This window comes from Streptomyces sp. NPDC039480, from assembly GCF_055597165.1.
In genome coordinates, this window is record NZ_JBVITX010000001.1 from 572404 (window position 1) to 589866 (window position 17463).

12 protein-coding genes are annotated in these 17463 nt (G+C 71.3%); 3 read left to right on the forward strand and 9 right to left on the reverse strand.

The features are described 5' to 3' along the window. Window positions 1-9: 9 nt before the first annotated feature. The 5 genes from ACZ56E_RS02260 to ACZ56E_RS02280 form a co-directional block, all read right to left on the reverse strand. Window positions 10-1005: an ABC transporter permease gene (locus ACZ56E_RS02260; protein WP_471211487.1), complete on the reverse strand. Its 996-nt coding sequence runs from the start codon at window positions 1003-1005 to the stop codon at window positions 10-12. Window positions 1006-1034: 29 nt separating this feature from the next. Beyond that, a complete protein-coding gene (locus ACZ56E_RS02265; RefSeq protein WP_471209985.1) occupies window positions 1035-1997 on the reverse strand; it encodes an ABC transporter permease in 963 nt (320 codons plus the stop codon). Between the two features lie 40 nt (window positions 1998-2037). Continuing rightward, the gene (locus tag ACZ56E_RS02270) at window positions 2038-3552 is read right to left on the reverse strand and encodes a sugar ABC transporter ATP-binding protein (RefSeq protein WP_471209987.1); all 1515 of its coding nucleotides are present in this window, start codon (window positions 3550-3552) and stop codon (window positions 2038-2040) included. A gap of 1 nt (window position 3553) precedes the next feature. Next, on the reverse strand, window positions 3554-4636 hold the full coding sequence (locus ACZ56E_RS02275) for an ABC transporter substrate-binding protein (protein WP_471209990.1): 1083 nt from the start codon (window positions 4634-4636) through the stop codon (window positions 3554-3556). Between the two features lie 144 nt (window positions 4637-4780). Next, entirely contained in the window at window positions 4781-5794 is a 1014-nt protein-coding gene (locus ACZ56E_RS02280) for a LacI family DNA-binding transcriptional regulator (RefSeq protein WP_471209993.1), read from the reverse strand. 177 nt (window positions 5795-5971) lie between these two features. Between ACZ56E_RS02280 and ACZ56E_RS02285 the strand changes: the two genes are divergently transcribed. Beyond that, window positions 5972-8608: a PA14 domain-containing protein gene (locus tag ACZ56E_RS02285; RefSeq protein WP_471211489.1), complete on the forward strand. Its 2637-nt coding sequence runs from the start codon at window positions 5972-5974 to the stop codon at window positions 8606-8608. 164 nt (window positions 8609-8772) lie between these two features. Next, window positions 8773-9162, forward strand: coding sequence for a peptidase inhibitor family I36 protein (locus ACZ56E_RS02290; RefSeq protein ID WP_471209996.1), 390 nt, complete (start codon window positions 8773-8775; stop codon window positions 9160-9162). A gap of 6 nt (window positions 9163-9168) precedes the next feature. On the opposite strand, the gene ACZ56E_RS02295 is transcribed toward ACZ56E_RS02290, so the two are convergent. From ACZ56E_RS02295 to ACZ56E_RS02310, 4 genes are all read right to left on the reverse strand, one after another. Continuing rightward, window positions 9169-12045, reverse strand: a complete 2877-nt coding sequence (locus ACZ56E_RS02295; protein WP_471209999.1) for an NHLP bacteriocin export ABC transporter permease/ATPase subunit — start codon at window positions 12043-12045, stop codon at window positions 9169-9171. Between the two features lies 1 nt (window position 12046). After that, window positions 12047-14293: an NHLP family bacteriocin export ABC transporter peptidase/permease/ATPase subunit gene (locus ACZ56E_RS02300; RefSeq protein ID WP_471211493.1), complete on the reverse strand. Its 2247-nt coding sequence runs from the start codon at window positions 14291-14293 to the stop codon at window positions 12047-12049. A 38-nt stretch (window positions 14294-14331) separates the two neighbouring features. After that, a complete protein-coding gene (locus ACZ56E_RS02305; protein ID WP_471210001.1) occupies window positions 14332-15138 on the reverse strand; it encodes a hypothetical protein in 807 nt (268 codons plus the stop codon). A 135-nt stretch (window positions 15139-15273) separates the two neighbouring features. Beyond that, a complete protein-coding gene (locus ACZ56E_RS02310; RefSeq protein ID WP_471210004.1) occupies window positions 15274-15501 on the reverse strand; it encodes a type A2 lantipeptide in 228 nt (75 codons plus the stop codon). Between the two features lie 542 nt (window positions 15502-16043). On the opposite strand from ACZ56E_RS02310, the gene ACZ56E_RS02315 reads away from it, so the two are divergent. After that, window positions 16044-17414 (forward strand): wax ester/triacylglycerol synthase family O-acyltransferase, encoded by a 1371-nt coding sequence (locus ACZ56E_RS02315; RefSeq protein WP_471210007.1) that lies wholly within the window; start codon window positions 16044-16046, stop codon window positions 17412-17414. Window positions 17415-17463 lie beyond the last annotated feature (49 nt).

The following is a 17463-nucleotide window of genomic DNA, read 5'->3' on the forward strand; positions in this document are numbered from 1 at the left end:
GGCCCGTGCTCACAGCACGCGGCGTCTGCGGCCGAGCCAGGTCTGCGCGATCACCACCATCGCCAGGAAGGCGCCGCTGACCACCTGCTGGTAGGCGGAGTCGAGCGAGCCGATCTGGTTGATGACGTTCTGGATGACCTTGAGGAGCAGTACGCCCACCAACGACCCGCTGATGAAGCCGAACCCGCCGGTGAGCAGCGTGCCGCCGATGACGACCGCGGAGATCGCCTCCAGCTCCATGCCGGAGCCGAGGATCGTCACCCCGGAGACCAGCCAGGCCGCGTTGAGGGCCCCGGCGAGCCCCGCGCAGAGCCCGGAGACCGTGTAGACGGCGATCTTCGTACGGGCCACAGGGGCGCCCATCAGCGCCGCCGCGTCCTCGTTCCCGCCGACCGCGTACACGTACTGGCCGAACCGGGTGCGGCGCAGCACGACCGCGCCCGCCACGAAGAGCGCGACCGTGATCCACACCGGGGCGCCGATGCCGAGCACCTTGCCCTGCCCGAGCGTGGCGAAGAAGGAGTCCTTGTCGACGAGGTACGTCCGGGACCCCTCGTCGGTGACCGAGAGGAGGATGCCGCGGGCCGCCAGCATCGCCGCGAGCGTGACGATGAACGGCGCGAGCCGCGCGCGGGCGATCAGCAGGCCGTTGACGAGGCCGATGAGCCCGCAGACCGCGAGGGGCAGGAGCAGCGCCACGGCCGTGCCGTACCGGGAGCCCCAGGCGGCGAGCACCCCGCCGAGGGCGAAGAGCGAGCCGACCGACAGATCGATGCCGCCGGTCACGATCACGAACGTCATGCCGAGCGCGACGACCGCAAGGAAAGCGGAGGACACCGCCATGTTCTGTAGGTTGTCGCCGGTCAGGAACGTGTCGAAGCTCAGCGACGCGACGAGCACCGCGACGGTCAGCGTGACGAGCGCGCCGTGCTGCTGGGCCAGCGCGCTGAGCCGCTCGGAGCGGGACGGGCCCGCGGTCCGCTCCTCCTGGACGGCCTGCCTCATGGGATCCGCCGGACTCCGGGTGTCGATGGTCATCGCTTGCCCCTCTCGCGTGCCGCGTACACCGCAATGACGATCACCACGGCCTGGGCGATCTGTGTCCATGACGGCGGCAGGTCGTGCTTGATGAGCGTGGCCGTGAGCAGCTGGATGAGGACCGCGCCCGCCACGGTGCCGCCGATCCTGATGCGGCCGCCGCTGAGCGGGGTGCCGCCGACGACCACGGCGGTGATCGCGGAGAGCTCCATCAGGTTGCCGAGCGACGTCGGGTCGCTGGCGGACAGGCGGGCGGTCGCGAGGACTCCGGCTAGTGCGGCGAGTGCGCCGCAGACGACGTACACGACGATGAGCACGCGGCGCACCGGCAGGCCCGCGAGGAGCGCGGCCGGGCGGCTGTCGCCGATGGCGAGGAGCTGTCGGCCGAACGTGGTGCGCCGCACGACGAACGCGATCAGCAGCGCGAGGGCCGCCGCGATCAGGACCAGGTACGGGATCCCGAGCACGGCACCGGAGCCGAGTGACGCCATCGCCGGGTCGCGGACGTCCTTGAGCTGGGGGAGGAGGACCAGGGCGAGGCCCCGGCCCGCGACCATCAGCGCGAGCGTCGCGACGATGGGCTGGACGCCGATGAACGCGACGAGTGAGCCGTTGGCCGCGCCGACCGCCATCCCGCCGAGCAGCGCCACGGCCAAGGCGATCCCCATGCCGTAGCCGAGGTAGAGCGAGACGAGGGAGGTGGAGAGCGCCATCACCGAGCCGACGGACAGGTCGACGCCCTCGCTGCCGATGGCCAGCGCCATGCCGAGCGCCACGACGAGGACGGGGGCGACCTGGACTGCCTGGGTGCGGAAGTTCTCGCCGGACAGGAAGTGCGGGGTGAAGAGGATGTTGACGAGGAGGAGGACGGCGACGCCCGCGTAGACGCCGTAGTTCTGGAGGAGGCGCAGGAGACGGTCGCGGTCGGTGGCCGTGCGGCCGAGGGCGAGGTCGGTCATGGGGAGCTCCGTGGGTGCGGGGCCTGCCGTTCGTGGTGGGTCATGGGCCCGGCTTCGCGGGGGCCGCCGCCATGGCGCGCAGCAGGTTCTCCTCCGTCACCGAGGCGCCGGTGAGCTCCGCGACGGCCGTGCCGTCCTTGAGGACGATCACCCGGTCCGAGCCCTCGACGAGCTCCTCCATGTCCGAGGAGATGAGGAGGACACCGAGCCCGTCGGCAGCCAACTCGTCGACGAGCGACTGGACTTCGGCCTTCGCGCCGATGTCGATGCCGCGCGTGGGCTCGTCGAGCAGCAGCACCTTCGGGTGCATCGCGAGCCAGCGGGCGAGGAGCACCTTCTGCTGGTTGCCGCCGGACAGCTCGCCCACCTTCTGGTGGGGGCTCGACGCCTTGATGCGGAGGCGCCGGACGAAGGTGTCCACGATCGCGTCGATGCTCCGTTCGTTCACCAGGCCGAGCCGGGAGAGGCGGGGGAGCGCGGCGAGCGCGATGTTGTCGCGGACCGAGAGGCCCGGGACGATACCCTCCGCCTTGCGGTCCTCCGGGAGGAGGCTGATGCCGGCCCGGACGGCGGCGGGCGTGGAGCCCGCACGAACGCGGGTGCCGCCGATCGCGACGGTCCCGGAGTCCACCGGCAGGGCCCCGGCGATGGCCTTCGCCGTCTCGCTGCGCCCCGAGCCGAGCAACCCGCCAAGACCCACCACCTCCCCGGGCCGGATGGTGACCGACACCCCGTGAATTCGGTGGCGGACGCTCAACTCCTGCGCCAGCAACACAGGTTCGGTGGCGGTGTCGTGCGCTCCCGCGAAGCGGGTGAGGCCCTCGTCCTGCACGTCGTCGATCTCGCGGCCCAGCATCAGCGCGACCAGGCGCAGCCGGTCGAGGTCGGCGAGGGCGCCCGTGTGGACCACCTTGCCGTCGCGCAGCACGGTGACCGCGTCGCAGACCTCGTACAGCTCGTCCAGGCGGTGACTGACGTAGACGACCGCGATGCCGCGCTCCCGCAGCATGCGGATCACCCCGAACAGGGTTTGCACCTCACGTGGTTCGAGGGACGACGTCGGCTCGTCCATCACGACGACCCGCGCGTCGACCGCGACCGCGCGGGCCAGCGCCACCATCTGCTGGGCGCCGAGCCCGAGTTCGCGCAGCGGGCGGCGGACGTCGACGCGGACGCCGAGCCCCCGCAGCGCCTCGTCGGCCTCGCGGTGCAGCCGCGGGAAGTCGATCAGGCCGAGCCGGCCGCGGGGCTCACGGCCGAGGAAGAGGTTGCGGGCCACGCTCATCAGGGGGACGAGGTTGACCTCCTGATAGATGGTGGAGATGCCCGCGTGCTGTGCTTCGAGGGGGGTGGCGAAGCGGACCGCGCGGCCGTCGTACGTCACCTCGCCCGCATCCGGCTCGTACACGCCCGTCAGCACCTTGATGAGGGTGGACTTGCCCGCGCCGTTCTCGCCGATCAGCGCGTGCACCTCGCCCGCGCGTGCGGTGAAGTCGACCGCGTCCAGGGCGCGCACGCCCGGGAACGTCTTGGTCAGGCCGGTCACCGACAGCATGTCAGTAGGCCTTGCCGAGGTCGGCCTTTGCGTTGTCCTTCGTGTACGCGCTGTCCTTGATGACGATGTCCTGGGAGACCTTCTCGCCCTTGGTGAACGCGTCCAGCGTCTTGAAGGCGAGCGGGCCGAAGCGGGGGTTGGACTCGATGACGCCGTCGATCCAGCCGTCGACGATGCCCCGCACGGCGCCCTTCGTGCCGTCGATCGTCACGATCTTCACGTCGCCGGCCTTCTTGCCCGCGCCCTTGAGCGCGTTCACGGCGCCGAGGCCCATCTCGTCGTTCTCGGCGTAGATCCCGGTGATGTCGGGCTTGGACTGGATCAGCTGCTCGGTGACCTGCTGGCCCTTCTCGCGGGCGAACTCGCCGGTCTGCTTGAAGACGACCCGGAGGTCCGGGGCCTTCTCCTTCAGGCGCTCCTCGAAGCCCTTGGTGCGCTCGGTGGTGACGTTGTTGCCCGCGGCGCCGAGCAGGATCGCGATCTTGCCCTTGCCGCCGGTCGTCTCGATCATCCGGTCCGCCGCGCGCCTGCCCTGGGCGACGAAGTCGGAGCCGATGAAGCTCACGTAGTCCTTGCAGGCGGTCGCGTTGATCTTGCGGTCGACGGTGACGATCGGGATGTGCTTGGCGCCCGCCGCGCGCAGCACCGGCTCCCAGCCGTCGGAGTTGAGCGGCGCGATGACGAGCAGGTCGGCGCCCTTGGCGATGAGGTCCTGGACGTCGCTGATCTGCTTGGAGAACTGCGACTGGGCGTTGGCGGTGAGGAGTTTCACGCCGCGCTTCTCGGCCTCGGCCTTGATGGAGGCCGTCTCGGCGATCCGGAAGGGGTTGGCCTCCTTCTCGGACTGCGAGAAGCCCACGGTGGCCGTCTCGAGGTCGAGCTTCTTTGCGCCGTAGGCGTCGATCGCGCAGGTCTTGCCGCCCTTCGTCTCCGAGACGGCCTGTCCCGCGCCGCCGCCGTCGCCGCTCTTGCCGTCGGATGCGTCGTCCTCCGACTTGGCGCACCCGGCGGTGAGGGCGAGGCTGGCGCCGAGGCCGACGGCGAGCAGGGTCCTGACGGAGGTGCGGAGGGTGATCGGCTTCATGGAGTCCCCAAAACGGCACGGCCCCGGCGCTGAGAGCGCTCACGGCAGGATCGGCACTTGCGGTCAACTCGCGTTACGGGGAGCTTTTTACATCGTTGAAAGAGGGCTGTAAACCCTCCGCGCAGCGGCCGACGACTCCCCGGTTCAGCGCCGACCGAGTGTGCTCTCCCGCTCCACCAGCCGGAAATCGGCGGTGAGTTCGCGTCCCCCGGGCCGCTCCGGATGCGCCAGGCTGCCGAGGAGCGACTCGACCGCGAGGCGCGCGATGGCCTGCTTGTCCGGCGCCACCGTGGTGAGCGTGACCGCCCCGAACTGCCCCTCCGCGATGTCGTCGAAGCCGACCACCGCCACGTCCCACGGCACCCGCAGGCCGCGCTCGTGCAGCACCCGCATCGCGCCGATCGCCACCAGGTCGTTGTACGCGAACACCGCGTCGGGCCGCACCCCCGCGTCCAGCATCCGCGCCATCGCCTTCGCGCCGTCCCACCGGTCCCAGCCGCCGACCGGCCCCACCAGAGACTCCGGCGCGGGAATCCCGGCCGCCGTCAACTCCTCGCGCCAGCCCTGGAGTCGGAGGTGGGCGGGGCGGTTCGCGGAGTCCGTACGGGCGCCGAGATAGGCGATGGTGGTGCGGCCGCGCCCGACGAGGTGCCGTACCGCCGCGCGGCTCGCGGCGATGTTGTCGATCGCGATGTGGTCGTGGGGCAGGTCGTACTGGCGCTCGCCGAGCAGCACGAGCGGCACGTCGTCCTCGCGCTCGCGCAGGTCCTCCGCCTCCAGCTCCAGCGGGCTGAGGATGAGCCCGTCGATCACCCGGGCCCGGAACCCCTGGCTGACCAGGACCTCCTGCTCGCGGTCGCCGCGGGTGTGGTCGAGGAGCACCGTGAAGTCGTGCTCGGCCGCCGCGTCGATGACGGCGCCCGCGAGCTCGGCGAAGTACGGATTGCCCAGCTCGGGGACGGCGAGCGCGATGATGCCTGTGCGGCCCTTGCGCAGGTGACGTGCCGTCAGGTTCGGGCGGTAGCCCAGCTCGTCGATGGCTTCCTGGACGCGGGCCCGCATCGCCGGGGTGACGTGCTGGTACTTGTTCACCACGTTCGAGACGGTCTTGATCGAGACGCCCGCGCGCTCCGCGACGTCCTTGAGGCTTACCCGCACTGCTTCTCCCTGCGTCGGTGGCCGCACCGGACGCCCGGGGCGGATGTCGTGACCCTGGACAGCGCGCGGAGGGCGTGCTGTCATGCCAACTGCCGTTCCTTCCAACGTTGTACAGATTCGTTGTACCGACTGCAGCGACGAGCCGCCACCCTTCCTCACCAAGGAGGATCCGTGCGCATCAGACGACATCCCGGAAGAAGCACCGGCCGCCCCGGACGACTCGGCAGACACCTCGCCGTGCTGCTCGCGGGGGCCCTCGGCATCGCGGGACTCACCGCGGTCCCCGCCGCCACCGCGGCCGACGAACCCGTCGAGATCCAGGGACTCAAGGGCGAGTACTACACCCAGTCCGCCCCCGGAGCCTTCGACTTCGACGAGCTCAAGGCCACCGGACTCGACCCGAACATCGACTTCGGCAACCTCGAATCACGGCTCAAGGCCACCACCGGACAGACCGACGACGTCAGCGTCCGCTGGACCGGCCGCATCATCCCCGAGAAGAGCGGCGCGACCACCTTCTCGATGATCGGTGACAACGGCTTCCGCCTCTGGGTGGACGGCAGGATCGCCATCGACCACTGGCAGGACGACTGGGACAAGGAACAGACCTCCGCCCCCGTCGAGTTGACGGCCGGCAAGGCCCACGACATCAAGGTCGAGTACTTCGAGCACTACGGCGGCTCCAACCTGCGCCTGCGGTGGACCCCGCCGGGCGGCGAGAAGAAACCGGTCCCGCGCTCCGCCCTCCGCATCCCCGAGGACTTCGACTACGACGGCGCCATCGCCGCCACCGTCCTCAAGGACGGCCGCAGCCTGAAACTCGACTTCGCCCAGAAGCTCGCCGCCCCGCCGGCCGGCCTCACCGACCACCTCGACGCCGTCATAGGCGGCGCCAAGTGGCCGCTCGGCACGGTCAAGGCCGACCCCGCCGACGACCGCAGCCTCCTCGTCGGCCTGAAGGAACCCGTCGTCGGCAACAAGGCAGGCAACGCCCCGGGCCTCGCCGACATCCGCTACGACGGCGAGGGCGGCCTCAGCGGCACGGACGGCGACGCCGTCGGCCAGTTCTGGACCAGCGGGCCCAACCACTCCGAGTATCAGCTGCGCACCGAGTGGGCCGACGACGTCACACCCGGCAACGCCCACCGGGAGTACCCCCGGCCACAGCTGAAGCGCGACAACTGGCGCAACCTCAACGGCTCCTGGCAGTTTGCCGCCGCCGAAGCGGGCGAGAAGCCCCCGGTAGGCAAGACGCTCAAGGAGAAGATCCTCGTCCCCTACCCCGTGGAGTCCCAGCTCTCCGGCATCGAACGGCGCGAGGACCGCATGTGGTACCGCCGTACCTTCACCGTCCCCGAGAACTGGCGCATCGGCGCAGGCAAGCGGCTCAACCTGAACTTCGGCGCCGTCGACTGGCACTCCGAGGTGTACGTCAACGGCCGCAAGGTCACCGAACACAAGGGCGGCTACGACAAGTTCAGCGCCGACGTGACCGACGCGCTGAAGCCAGGACGCACCCAGGAACTCATCGTCGGCGTCCACGACCCGACCGACGCCGACGACGGCGCGAACCCGCCCGTCGGCAAGCAGCGCCTGGACCCCAGCGGCATCTGGTACACGCCGTCGTCCGGCATCTGGCAGACCGTGTGGATGGAGCCCGTGGCCGCCGACCACGCGGACTCCCTCAAGATCACCCCGGACGTGCGGAACGAGCAGGTCACCGTCGAGACGCGCGGCGTGCGCGACGGCGTGCCGGTCACGGCCGCCGCGTACGAAGGCCGCAAGAAGGTCGCCGAAGTCAGCGGACGCACCGGAAAGCCACTGAAGATCAAGATCGCCGACCCGCGCCTCTGGTCGCCCGACGACCCCTTCCTCTACGACCTCAAGGTGCGCGTCGGCGCCGACCGCGTCACCAGCTACTTCGGCATGCGGTCCATCGCCGTCGACAAGGTGAACGGCACTCCCCGCACCCTCCTCAACGGCAAGCCCGTCTTCCTGATGGCCACCCTCGACCAGGGCTTCTGGCCGGACGGTCTGCACACCGCGCCGAGCGACGAAGCCCTCGCGTACGACCTCAAGGCGCACAAGGAGATGGGCTTCAACTCGGTCCGCAAGCACATCAAGGTCGAACCCGACCGCTGGTTCTACTGGGCGGACAAGCTGGGGCTCCTCGTCTGGCAGGACATGCCGTCGATGGAGGCGGGACGCACCCCGGACGCGGCCGCCCGCGCCCAGTACGAGCACGAGATGAAGGAGATGATCGACGAGCACGCGAGCAGCCCCTCGATCGTCATGTGGGTCACCTTCAACGAGGGCTGGGGCCAGTACGACGTGGGCCGCGTCGCGCGGCAGGCGAAGGCCTGGGACCCCACCCGGCTGGTCAACAACCAGTCGGGGCTCAACCTCGGGGCCGACGGAGGCGCCGGTGACATCATGGACGAGCACGGCTACCCGAGCCCCGCGCTTCCGCCGCGCCCAGACGGCGAACGGGCCCTGGTGAGCGGCGAATACGGCGGCCTCGGCCTCGCGGTGCCCGGCCATGCCTGGGCCGTCCAGCAGAGCTACGTCGACGTGGACCCGGCGACGTACACGGACGACTACATCGCCAAGCTCGCCGAGGTCCGCGCGCTCGCGTGCAAGGGCGGCAACGGCGCGGTCTACACCCAGATCACCGACGTGGAAGGCGAGCTGAACGGTCTGCTCACCTACGACCGCAAGGTCGTCAAACCCGATGTGAAGCGGGTGAAGGCGGCCCACGAAGCGCTGATCCGTGACGCTTCACAGGCCACGGTGCCGGGTTGCGGCGGCTCCTGATCCGAAGGTCTCCGGTCCGCCGGTCTCTGGCGGCGGGCGGACCGGAGACTCCTGCGGGTGTCCCTCGTGTGGGGGATGGCGGCTCACCGAACAGATCAACAAGCTTTGGGTCACAAAGGTTGATCTGCAGGTGGAAGGCGACTGTGATGAGGAAAAGGCTCTCTATGGCGCTCGTGGCGGTGGCCGCCGCGGCCGCCACCGTCGTACCGGTCTCGACGGCGCACGCGGCCGACGGGTACGACCGGTGCCCGGACGGCTACTACTGCATGTTCTCGGGCCTCGACGGCACCGGCGACATGATCAAGCTCAGGGGAAACACCCCGGACCTCGCGGCACTGGGCATGGACGACCGGGCCAAGTCGGACTGGAACCGCACGCCCTCGACCATCTACCTCTGGTCCGACGCGCACTACACCGGCTGTACGGCGGTGACCTCCGCGGGCCCGACGGGCAAGGGCAACTTCTTCCCCACGTACCAGGACTTCTTCAGTTCGGTGCAGTTCGGCGGGCCGGGCGGTCCGAGCTGCGGCACACCGCCGGGCGAGGGCCGTTAGACACGCTCACCGCAGCTGCCGCCGCACCAGTTCGTGCAGCCGCCCGCCCGCGTCGGCCAACAGCTGTGCGGGCGGGCCCTGTTGCACGATGCGGCCCTCCGACATGACGACGACACGGTCGGCGTCCAGGACGGTGGAGAGGCGGTGGGCTATGACGACGCGGGTGGCGTTCAGGGCGCGGGTGCTGTCGATGACCGTGCGCTGCGTCTCGTTGTCCAGGGCGCTCGTCGCCTCGTCGAAGAAGAGGACGCGGGGACGGCGGATCAGCGCCTGGGCGATCATCAGGCGCTGGCGCTGGCCGCCGGAGACCGCCCCGCCGCCGGAGATCATCGTGTGCAGGCCCATCGGCATGCGCTTGATGTCCTCGGCGAGACCCGCCATCGCGGCGGCCTCCCACGCCTCCTCCTGCGTGAACGACTCGGCGCCGCAGATGCAGTCCAGGATCGAGCCGGTGAGCGGCTGCGCGTTCTGCAGGACCACACCGCACTGCCGGCGGACCGCCGACTGGTCGAGCGCCGCCAGGTCCTGCCCGTCGTAGAGCACACTGCCCGAGACCGGTTCGTCGAAGCCGATCAGGAGGCGCAGCAACGTCGACTTGCCGCAGCCGCTCGGGCCGACGACGGCCACGAACTCGCCGGGCCGGACCGTCAGTGAGACGTCGTCCAGGACCAGCGGGCCGTCGTCGGTGTAGCGGAAGGAGACGCCGCGTGCCTCGATGCCGCCCCGCAGCTCGCCCGGCTGCGTGCTCCCGGCCCGCACCTCGGGCGCCGCGTCGAGCACCGGCTTGATCTGCTCGAACATCGGGAGCACGGCGGCCGCCGAGATCAGCGCGCCGGTGAGCTGGGTGACGGACGTCAGGAGCATCGTCACGGCGGTGCTGAAGGTGAGGAACTCGCCCGCGGTCAGGCTGCCCCGGGCCGGGCCCGCGAGCAGCACGAACATGACGAGCGTGCAGAGCGGCAGGTACACCGAGTTCAGGACCGTCGTGATGTTCTTGATGCGGCCGGCCCGCCGCTGCAGCTCCCGGCTGCGCGCGAACTCCCCGGCCCACGCCGCGTACGCGAAGCTCTCCGCGCCCGCCACGCGGAGTTTGGGCAGCCCGCGCAGGCTCTGGAACGCCTGGTTGTTCAGCTTGTTGGCGAGCTCCACGAGGCGCCGCTGCCAGCGCAGCTCCCACAGGCCGAGCGTGAGGAACACACCGGCGATGACGGCCAGCATCGCGAGGGCGGCCAGGGCGAGAGGGACGCTGTAGAGCAGCAGCAGGACGAGGTTCATCGCGCCGACCGACCCGGCCTGCAGGGCGACGGGACCGATCCCCGACAGGACCCGGCGGATCGCGCTGACCCCCATCGCCGCGCTCGCCAGCTCACCGGTGGAGCGGGACGCGAAGAACCGCGTGGGGAGCCGCAACAGCCGGTCCCAGACGGCGGGTTGGAGCGTGCTCTCCATGCGGCCCTCCATCCGCAGGACGGTGAGGTTCTGGAGCAGCATGAACGCCGCCGACACGACGCTGGTGATCATCACGGCCAGGGAGACCTGGACGATGAGGCTCTGCTCGCCGTTGGGCACGAACACGCCGAGCACCTGCCCCGTCGCGATCGGCACCAGCGCGCCGATCACGACCGTCACCAGACCGGCGAGCACGAGGTTGCGCACGTCGCCGCCGGTGCCGCGCAGGCTGAAGCGGAACAGCCGCCAGGGCGTCAACGGCCGGTCGGGCAGGGGCCGGTAGAACATGACGCCCTGCGGTTCGAACTCGTCGGCGTTGGCCGCGTCGACGCGGGTGCGCCGCCCGGACGTGGGGTGCACTGCCTCGTATCCGCCGCGCCGCCACAGCAGCGCCACCGGTGTGCCGCTCGCGGCCCTGTGCCCCACCAGCGGTCCCGCGTTCTCGCGCCACCACCGTCCGTCGAGCCGGACGGCGCGGGTGCGGATGCCCGAGGCCACCGCGACCTGCTCCACCGGATCGATCCGGTCGCTCACCGCACCGCCTTCAGCGGCGTCGGACAGCGTGATGCCCGCCGCGTCGGCGACCAGCCGGCAGGCGGCGTACGTCGCGTCGTGCGTGCTCCCGGACTGCGTACGGCGCGCGCCGCGCCCGCCCGAGCGGCCGATGGAGGCGATCAGCGTGCGGTCGGCCTGCTCGCGGACGCTCTCGCCCGCCTTGATGCCGGCCGCCGTGCGGTCCTCGTGGGCCCGCTCCAGGCGTTCGATCCAGCGGTCGAGGGTGGCAAGCAGCCGGTACTGCTGGTTGACCATGCGCTGCCACATCGCGGCGTCCACGAGCAGGTCCCCCGCCGCCTCCGCGCTGTAGGCGGAGCCGTACTGCACGCTGCCCGGCGCGACCGGCATCCAGAGGATGTCGTCGTCGGCCACCACGCCGTCGGCCGCCGCGTCGTCGCCCACCGTGCGGCCGTCCAGCGGCGCCTCGAACAGGACCCGGTGGCCGCGGCCGATGCCGAGCGCGAAGGCGTGCTCCAGGAGGCTCAGGGCCGCGTCCTGCGTGTCGTACTGGGAGGGGTACTGCTGTTCGTACGACCAGGTGTCGCCGTAGTCGGGTCGGTAGAGCTCCCGCAGCGGGATGCGGCGCAGCTCGCAGCCCTGGAGGGGGCGGCCGACGAGGGTGTGCTGGGGTCCTTCGACCGGGCCGAGGAGCAGCGCGCCCGGTTCGAGGCGGCCGAGGTAGTGCCAGTGGCCCTGCTGCGCGGCGTCGACCGCGAACAGGTCGAGCGCGCCGGCCACGACGAACCACAGCACCTGCGGACCCTCCAGGTGCACGCTGCGCAGCCCGGTGCAGTCGGCCGGGGTGCCGAGCGCGCCGAAGGCGGCGGCGACCGGGTCAGGGGTGTACTCGCCGTGCTGTCGCGGTACGGACGACGTCACCTCAGTGCTCCTTGACCAGGTCGGCGTAGGGACCGCCGGCGGCGACGAGGTGTTCGTGACGGCCGCGCTCCACGATCCGGCCGTGGTCGAGCACGACGATCTCGTCGCTGTCGCGCACGGTGCTCAGCCGGTGGGCGATGACCACGCAGGCGCAGCCGCGGCGGCGCAGGTTGTCGATGATGACCTGCTCGGTCTCGGCGTCCAGGGCGCTGGTCACCTCGTCGAGCACGAGGATGCTCGGGCGCCGGACCAGGGCCCGCGCGATCTCCAGGCGCTGGCGCTGCCCGCCGGAGAAGTTGCGCCCGTCCTGCTCCACGCGGCCGTGGATGCCGCCGGGCCTGCGGGCCACGACCTCGTACAGGCAGGCGTCCTGGAGGGCGGCGACGACGGCGTCGTCGGGGATCGACGGGTCCCACAGGGCCACGTTGTCGCGGATGGTGCCCTCGAAGAGGAAGACGTCCTGGTCGACGAAGGAGACGGAGGCGGCGAGCGCGCCGCGCGGAATGTCCTCCAGGCGCTGTCCGTCGATGCGGATCGTGCCCTCCCAGGGGCTGTAGAGCCCCGATATCAGCCGGGACACCGTCGACTTGCCGCTGCCGGAACCGCCGACCAGCGCCACCTGCTGCCCCGGCCCGACCGACAGCGAGAACCCGGTGAGGAGCGGCTTGTCGAGCGGGCTGTAGCCGAAGGTGATGTCGTCGAGGGTGACGTGGCCCTTGAGGCGGCGGGTGCTCGCGGCCGGCTCGGGGCGGGAGTAGAGCGGGTCGACGGGGAAGTTCTCGACGTCCTTGAGGCGGGCGACGTCGGCGGCGAAGTCCTGGATGCGGCCCGCGACACCGTTCAGGCGGGTGATCGGCGCGGTGAAGCGGGTGACGAGGGCCTGGAAGGCGACGAGCAGCCCGATCGACAGATGCCCCTCGACCGCGCGCAGACCGCCGATCCACAGGATCAGCGCGCTGTTGAGGGTCGCGAGCGTCGGCGCGACGACACCGAGCCAGGCGCTCGGCACGCCGAGGCGCTGCTGCTCCTCCAGGGTGGTGGCGTGCTGGCCGGCCCAGCGCCGGAAGTAGCCGTTCTCACCTCCGGTGGCCTTCATCGTCTCGATCAACTGGAGGCCGGTGTACGACGTGTTGGTGAGCTTGGCGCTGTTGGCGCGCAGCTTCTGGGTGCCGGTGGCGCGCAGCCGGATGACGACGCGCATCGCCACGATGTTCAGCAGCGCGATGCCGACGCCGACGAGGGTGAGCTGCGGGTCGTACGTCCACAGCAGGGCCGCGTAGAGGAGTACGACGACACCGTCGACCCCGGCCGCGGTGAGGTCGCGGGCCAGGGTCTCGGCGACCGCGTCGTTGGAGGCGAGGCGCTGCACGAGGTCGGCGGGGCTGCGCTGGGCGTAGAACGTGACGGGCAGGCGCAGCAGATGGCGGAAGAAGCGGGCGCTGCCGAGGGTGGAGGAGATGATGCGGCCGCGCAGCAGGTTGGCCTGTTGCAGCCAGGTCAGGACGACGGTGAGCGCGACCATGGCGCCCATCGAGGCGAACAGCGCGCCCAGCAACGAGGTCTGATGGCCGATCAGGAACAGATCGATGTACGTCCGGCTGAGCGCGGGCAGCGCCGCGCCGACCGCGACGAGCAGCAGGCTGGCCAGGAGCGCGGCGAGCATCGTGCCGGTGGTGCCGCGCAGCCGGGCGGGCATAGCCTTCAGCACGCCGGGCCTGCGGCCGCCGGGGCGGAAGTCTGCGCCGGGTTCGAGGACCAGGACGACCCCGGTGAAGCTGGTGTCGAAGTCCTCCGAGGGCACGAAGCGGCGGCCCTTGTCGGGGTCGTTGATGTACACGCCCCGGCGGCCGAGGCGGCGCCCCATGCCGTCGTACACGACGTAGTGGTTGAACTCCCAGAAGAGGATCGCGGGCGCCGCGACCTCGGCGAGCGCGGCAGGCTCCATCTGCATGCCCTTGGCCGTCAGGCCGTAACCGCGCGCCGCCTTCAGGACGTTGCTGGCGCGTGAGCCGTCGCGGGAGACGCCGCACGCGATGCGCAGCTCCTCCAGGGGGACGCGCCGGCCGTGGTGGGCGAGGACCATGGCGAGGGCGGCGGCGCCGCACTCCACGGCCTCCATCTGCAGGACGGTGGGCGTGCGGACGGTCCGCGGCCGCCTGCCCTTCGGCGCGGGGCGCGGTGCCGCGCGGCGGCGGCCGCGGTGCGGGGGCTCGGGGCGGTGCCTGCGGCGGCCGCCGGGGGGCGGCAGCTGCTGCTGGTGCGCGGGGGAGGGGTGCGGTGCTGCGGTCACGGAAGCAGCCAATCGATCGGGCGCTGCTCGGCGAGGTGGAAGGCGCCGGTGGCCAGGGTCATGGAGTCGAGCGCGAAGGGCGGTCCGTCGGCGGTGGACCAGGCGTAGCCGGACTTGGTGCCGGAGGACTCGTCGAGCCGTACGAGGACGGCGATGGGCGGCCCGTCCTTCGTGAACTGCCCGGCCAGCTCCTTGTCGCCGAGGAACCCGGCGATCTTCTGCCGGGTCTGCGCGGCGCGTCCGACCGCCTTCACCCGGCCGCGCAGCGTCCCGTACTCCTGCGTGGGCACGGACTGGACGGTGAGGTCCACCGATGCGCCGACGGGGACGGTGGCCGCGCTGTCGGCGGGTACGTAGACCGTCGCGAGCAGCGGGTCGTCGCCGCCCGCCACCCGCTCCAGGGTCGCGACGTCGGCGCCGGTGGTGACGACGGTGCCGATCCTGGCGACGAGTGAGGTCACACGGCCCGCGGCGATCGCACGCACGACCTTGTCGCCCTGTTCCGTGCGGACCTTGAGCACGGGAGCGCCGGCGGCGAGGCGCTTGCCCTCCTCGGCCAGGACGCGGGTCACCTGACCGGTGACGGGGCTCTGCAGGACGTAACTGCCCTGGCCGTGCGTGAGGATGCCCGGCGCGCGGAGCGTGGAGGAGACCGAGCCGGTCACGGCCCAGACGCTCGCGGCGGCCATGACGACGAGGGTGACGGTGAGGACGAGCAGGCCCTGGGGACGGGCGTAGCGCACCGGAAGGTCGAGTTCCTCGGGCGACTGCAGCTTGGACAGGGCCTGCTGGCGGAACTGCACGGAACGCTTCCCTTACTGTGCCTGTGGCGGCTGTGCCTGTGCCGGAACCTGTGGCGACGGTGCCTGTGGCGTCCGTGAGCCCCGGAACCAGAGGTTCCGGGGCTCACGAATCATGGCGTCTCAGTGAGCGAAGGCTCAGAGACCGGCGGTGAGGCCGGAGGCCAGGCCGGTGACGGCACCGGTGTTGAGGCCGGTGGCACCCTCGACCGTGCCGACGACGCCGGCGACGACGCCCGAGACGGGGGCGACGGAGTCGACGGTGCTGGTGACGTTGCCCACGACACCGGCGACGAGGCCACCGGAGACGTTGTCGAGGTCGGCGTCGGAAATCTCGAGGGTCTCGACCTGGGGGACGTTGTTCATGGTGTGAGCTGCCCTTCTCAATGAATGTGCATAGGTGTTTCCCACTCCGCGGAACCTGGGGATTCGAATTCCGCGGCGAGCCAGGATCAAAGCACGTTCGCAGCTCGTACATCCAATCGACGGAGTGCTGCCCGGGCACGGTTGCGGCGCTGAATCACCGCTGCGTGCAGGCGGTTTCACCGCGTGGCGGCAGCTCCTTCACAAGATTCACAGAAGGAAATCGAGGGCACTGCGGTACTCCCTTCAACAAAACGGACATGCGCGCGCCGGAATGTTGGTTCTTTGGTCCGTGCAGGGAAATTCACGCGGGACGAGGTCCGAATTGCGTGACCGGACTGCGCATTCGGTGTGCAGGTTTTTTGAAGGGCGTGCGCCGGGTGCTCCCGGGGGCGGGGTCTTAATCCGTTCTTAACTCTGCGTAACGTGACCATACTTGACCGTAGTTGCCCGGAGCGGTTGACTTCTCGTTCGCCAGCCCCGCACGGCACCGCACGGCCCCACACCGCACCGCCCCGCCCCGTCCTCGACGCGAGAGCGAGTCCGTGACTTCATCGACTGTGCAGAGCTCTGACCTGCTCGTACCTCTCGATCTGGCTTTCTGGAACATCGAGACCGCCGAACACCCCATGCATCTGGGCGCACTCGGCGTCTTCGAGGCCGCCGGGCCCGGCGCGGCCGACCGTGCCGTCGACCTCCTCGCGACCCGTGCCGCGGACGTCCCCGGACTGCGCCTGCGCATACGGTCCGTCCTGGTGCCCGTCGGCGGGGCGGTGCGCGTACCGGCGTCCGCCTTCGACCCGCTGGAGCACATACGCCTCGCGGCGCCCGTGGCGGACTTCCACGCCGCCGCGGGGGAGCTGATGCGGCGGCCGGTGGAGCGCGGGCGGCCACCGTGGGAGGCGCACGTGCTGCCGGGTGCGGACGGCACGTCCTTCGCGGTCCTCTTCAAGTTCCACCACGCGCTCGCCGACGGGCTGCGCGCGCTGACGCTCGGCGCCGCCCTCCTCGACCCCGTCGACCTCCCCGCCTCCCGTGAGCGGCCACCGGCCCCCGCGACCTCCCGCTGGTCGGTCCTCGACCCGCGCACCCTGCCCGACCGCGTCCGCGGCACGGTCGCCGACGTGGGCCAGGCCATCGGTATCGGCACGTCCGTCGCCCGCGCCACCTTGGGCGTACGCTCCTGCGCCGCGCTCACCGCAGCCGCCACCGGCACCCGCCGCACCGCCGGGGTCGTCCTCGACCTGGACGACGTGCACCTGGTGCGCAAGGCCGTGGGCGGCACCGTCAACGACGTGCTGATCGCGGTGGTCGCCGGCGCCCTGCGCCGCTGGCTCGACGAGCGGGGCGACTGCAGTGAGGGCGTCGAGCCGCGCGCCCTCATCCCGGTCTCGCGGCGCCGCCCCCGTTCCGCGCAGCCCCCGGGCAACCGGCTCTCCGGCTATCTGGTCCGGCTCCCCGTCGGCCACGAGGACCCCCTGGACAGGCTGCGCGCCGTACGCGCCGCCATGGACCGGAACAAGGAGGCGGGGCCGGAGCGGGGCGCCGGAGCCGTGGCGCTGCTCGCCGAGCACGTGCCGCCGCTCGGGCACCGCATCGGCGGCCCCGTCGTCGCCCAGGCCGCGCGGCTGCTCTTCGACATCCTCGTCACCAGCGTCCCGCTGCCCGGCGTCGGCCTGCGGCTCGGCGGCTGCCGGCTCACCGAGGTCTACCCCTTCGCGCCCCTCGCCCGGGGCCAGTCACTCGCCGTCGCCGTCTCCACCTACCGGGGCCGGGTCCACTACGGACTGGTCGCGGACGCCGCCGCCGTACCCGATCTGGAGCTGCTCGCGCGGAGCGTGCGGGACGAGATCGACGGCCTCGTCGCGGCCTGCGCCCAGCAGGCGGGTTTGGTGACAGGGCCCGCCGCTACGTAAAGTTCCGCTTTTGGAGCTTCCGCGGACGACCAGACGCACCGCGGCACGG